The organism is Sulfuricurvum sp. (assembly GCF_022759005.1).
GTDB lineage: Bacteria > Campylobacterota > Campylobacteria > Campylobacterales > Sulfurimonadaceae > Sulfuricurvum.
Window position 1 is genome coordinate 1 of record NZ_JAEMQA010000093.1, and the last position, 4,025, is coordinate 4,025.

General features: G+C 40.5%; 5 protein-coding genes and 1 tRNA gene. 2 read left to right on the top strand and 4 right to left on the bottom strand.

The window, feature by feature from the left end; translation table 11 throughout:
• Positions 1-527 precede the first annotated feature (527 nt).
• Together JHC35_RS06305 and JHC35_RS06310 are read left to right on the top strand one after the other, a co-directional pair.
• Positions 528-1,097, top strand: a complete 570-nt coding sequence (locus JHC35_RS06305; protein WP_295043101.1) for an alkylphosphonate utilization protein — start codon at positions 528-530, stop codon at positions 1,095-1,097.
• 26 nt (positions 1,098-1,123) lie between these two features.
• Positions 1,124-1,200 (top strand) — tRNA-Arg (locus JHC35_RS06310).
• A 7-nt stretch (positions 1,201-1,207) separates the two neighbouring features.
• Here JHC35_RS06310 and JHC35_RS06315 read toward each other — a convergent pair.
• The 4 genes from JHC35_RS06315 to JHC35_RS06330 all read right to left on the bottom strand — a co-directional run bounded on the left by JHC35_RS06315 (position 1,208) and on the right by JHC35_RS06330 (position 3,861).
• Entirely contained in the window at positions 1,208-2,008 is an 801-nt protein-coding gene (locus tag JHC35_RS06315) for a hypothetical protein (RefSeq protein ID WP_295043103.1), read from the bottom strand.
• Between the two features lie 11 nt (positions 2,009-2,019).
• Complete coding sequence (locus JHC35_RS06320; protein ID WP_295043104.1) at positions 2,020-2,271, bottom strand: hypothetical protein; 252 nt, start codon at positions 2,269-2,271, stop codon at positions 2,020-2,022.
• A 31-nt stretch (positions 2,272-2,302) separates the two neighbouring features.
• Positions 2,303-2,893, bottom strand: a complete 591-nt coding sequence (locus tag JHC35_RS06325) for a ParA family protein (RefSeq protein ID WP_295043105.1) — start codon at positions 2,891-2,893, stop codon at positions 2,303-2,305.
• Between the two features lie 401 nt (positions 2,894-3,294).
• Positions 3,295-3,861, bottom strand: coding sequence for a YajG family lipoprotein (locus JHC35_RS06330; RefSeq protein ID WP_295043106.1), 567 nt, complete (start codon positions 3,859-3,861; stop codon positions 3,295-3,297).
• Positions 3,862-4,025: the final 164 nt, after the last annotated feature.

Below are 4,025 nucleotides of genomic sequence, written 5' to 3' on the forward strand. Positions count from 1 at the left end.
GCACGCCGCCAGCGTTCACTCTGAGCCAGGATCAAACTCTCCATAATTGGTTTGTTTAATCATGTGACCCAAGATATAAAATCATTGGCTTCATAAATTGTTATCTATTTGCTTTTTGGTGATTGTTCTAAAAACAATCAAAGTAAATAGACGGTTGTTGTATTGTGTTGACATATAAGGTCAACGTCTCGAAACATCGCTCGAACCGCTAACCCTGCTTAGTTTTCAATGATCTCAAACTCAAACTCTAAGCCTTAACTCAAGGCCTATCAGCGTTTGTGGACGGGAATTATAGGGGAAAAATGAAACAATGTCAAGAGGCTTTTCAAAGAATTTCAAAAATATTGCGAAAAATATTTCATTGTGTAGCAGTGCTTTCATTAATATATAGAATTGGAGAATATTTTTAGCGCTTTTCTGTACTCTTTTCTCCTTATCCGTAAATCCATGTCTATTTTCAAAAGGGATGGATATGCTTCTATGTGTTCGATATGCTATAATTGCGTTTTTACAATAAAGGCCAATCAATGAGTATCGAACAAACATTACAAGAACGAAGCGGAAATATCTGCGAATTGTGCGGAGCATCTGAAGGGCTGTCAGTGTTTGATGTGGCACCGAGCGAAGGCTCAGCAGATCAATCTATCTACATTTGTGAAACCTGCAAAAGCCAAATCGAAAATCCGCAAGCTCTTGATACGGATCACTGGCGCTGTCTTGGTGATAGTATGTGGAGTCAGGTTCCAGCCGTACAAGTGATGGCATACCGTCTTCTAAGCGCATTAGGAGATCAAGATCAACTTGATATGCTGTATCTTGAAGATGATGTTAAAGCATGGGCCGAAGCCGGTATGCTCAATGCATCCAGCAACGAAGAAGGCGGAGCTGTCGTCCAACGCGATAGCAACGGAACTATCCTCGCAGAAGGTGATACAGTAACACTGATCAAAGATTTGGAAGTAAAAGGGGCCGGATTTACGGCTAAACGCGGAACTATCGTTAAAAATATCCGCCTGACCGACGATCCGCGCTACATCGAGGGAAAAATCAACGGCTCAACGATTGTCCTTGTCGCTGCATTTATGAAAAAGGCATAAGCCTTTTTCTTCCACCTCTTCAAAATGCGTCCTTAGCTCAGCTGGATAGAGCATTGGTTTCCGGTACCAAGGGTCAGGGGTTCGAATCCCTTAGGGCGTACCATCTACAATTATTTTTCTAACTGTACCGCTAACTCTGAATAAATTCTCGCTTTTGCAATATTTAACCGCTGTGTTTCACCGCTTTTTTCCAAAGAGACAATTTTTTGGTTGAGCTGAACCATACGACTATTGATTGAGTTGCGATTTTGTACTACTTTGGATTTGTCATCATTGGCAGGTTGTGACAATCCAATAAATGTCTTAGCCTGATTGACATAGTTTCCGGTGCTGTCCAGCGCATCTGAGATCCCTTGCGTTATTGCAGCCATCGCTGCGGTTGATTCAGAAATATCTTTCAACGAGTTTTCAAGCTCTTTCGCATCGCCCAACAATTTCGTATCGGCGAATACGGCCAATTTAGAAATCTCAGCACCGCTCACCGTAGACCGATTCATTTTGTCAAAAGTTGCTAAAAAGGTATCGGAACTGTTCTTATACCGATTGAGAGCACTGGCCGCACCACCGAGATTCAGTACGGTTTTTGAAACCAGTTTTGTGGTATTAGACACTTCGCCGGCATACGGAATAGGCAAGAACCGAACAACATTGCTGATATAGACGCTCGATTTGATCATGTCCGCATAATTGTCAACAGTTCCTTTCATTGCGTTGATAAATACTTCAAAAGACTCAATATTCTTTTTGTCTTCACGCAAAAGTTTTGCTACTTTTTCAAGATGGTCATATCCATATGAATTGAGCTGAGAAGCATTCATACACGCTTTTTGCGGTATTGCGGCAGTAGGTTGTTGTTGAGCGCACCCTCCGAACATCGCTATGGCAACCGCTAAAATGAGTGATCGTTTCATGGAATTCCTTTTTATATGATATTCATCTCTTTAAGTGCACGACGAATCGCACCCGCAATGGACTCTCCCGTACGCGCGGTATAATCATCGATTTTCGCTTTTTCGGTTTTCGTCAGCGTCAAAAAAACTTTTTCGCTTTGCTTGACTGCTTCCGTTTTCTTGGGGCGTCCGCCCGGATGCTTAGCCGTCTGAATCTCTTTATGTGTTGAGAGTTCCCGTTGTGTCACCCGTGAAGCAAACTTATTTCCTTTGACCTCTTCCATATTCCCCCCTATTTTAGATTATGCGATAGAATCAACAATTTTCATATTCTCGTATTTTGTTGTGCAAATCATCGATAATCTTCGAGCTTTTCTTATACGCATAGGCTTTTATCCCCCCTTGTTTGGAAAGCTCTCCCACCGCGCAATTTTCGTTGATCGCCGTTTGCAACGCGACACTCATCGGGATCGGAAACATTTCAATCTCAAATCCAAGGGTCTCTTCAAAAACAAATTTTGCATCGTTGATATCATTTTCTTTTTGGCTCATGTTCGGCACCATGAGGATCGGCTTGTTTGCTGATGCGACCCTCACCAGAGTATCTACCGTTCCTTGAATGGTTTCCAATGTCGGAATAAAAGGGATAACAATTAGATCCGAGTAAGTGATGGCCTGATCGAGTTTAATATCATCAAAACCGCCAAAGTCAAAAATAGTCTCTTGTTGCGGCTCTTCTATTGATTTTTGATGAATGTCAACACGGATTACACGTTCGGGCAATCTATCAGACAATGACCCATAAGGATCAATCTCATAGCCGTTAAATCCAAATCCCGAAATGAGTTGATGGGCGATCATCGATTTACCGACTCCGCCTTTGAAATTGACAATCGTAATATTCATCTATTTCCTTATGTAAAAACTATTAATTACAGTATTTTACATGTAATAAATAGGTAATGTCAAGTTTTTTACTGTAAAAAACCTTTTGTTATTTCATTCGTTACATGGTTGCTCATGTGTGCACGATAGGCCACTTTCATATGAGTTGGAGAAATTTCTTTGAGCCGTTTCTCCATATCTCGGTGCGCTGTTACATCATGATTATTGCTCAACATAATACAACGTTTTAATGATTCAACGATTGTATCATCAAAAAGTTACCGTGCCAATACATTTGTCAAAATTATTTTTTGTAATACCAATTACATATATGAAGGTGCAGCATAAAGGAGTATTTACATGAGCGAGGAGAAAACACCCGAAGAAGATATTTTCTCAAATTTTTCCTAAATATTAGGTTTTTATTCAGCTAATTTAGCTTCGATTGAATTAACGCTGTCAGTAAAGAGTGAGTCGAGCAAAGGCTCAATGTCTTTTGAGGTATAGGAAGGTTTTATCCATTTTCCTTCTTGCTGAGTAATCGTTTGGACTAGAGTTTTATCCCCTTTTGTACGTGTTACTTCAACAACGATTTTACCACGTAGGTTTTCATCAAATTTATTCGTGTCATTGTATACAATCTGGATCGTTTTGATTTTGACACCGATGGTGACGTTTGCTTCCGCAGCACTTTTCGCTAAATTAAATTTCGCGGATTGCAATGCGGTAGTAAGCGCCTCTTTGTATCTGCTTGCGAAATCGACGTAGCTGTAAAACTTTGAAGTTTCTACTCCATTGGCTTCGACATAACCAATCGACGTTTTATCGTCTCGTGCATCCGTGACAGACACAAACAAAACACTGTTTTGATCTTGTGCCGTTTTTCCTAAATACTGCGGTTTATAGGCGGAAAGCTCTATCGCTTCATTTTTATACGAACATCCGCTCATCACGATAATCGCGGCCACCAAACTATAAAGCTTTTTCATATTGACTCCTCTTAAAAATTCGAGATTATACAAAACATTTCACAACACGCGTAAAATACAGAGATTTATTTAATGAAAAAACATGCTGATGAAAGAGGGAGTATTAAGTTGGTGGAGGCGTCCGGGATTGAACCGGAGTCCTAAACCAAGTGAGTAAAGGCGTC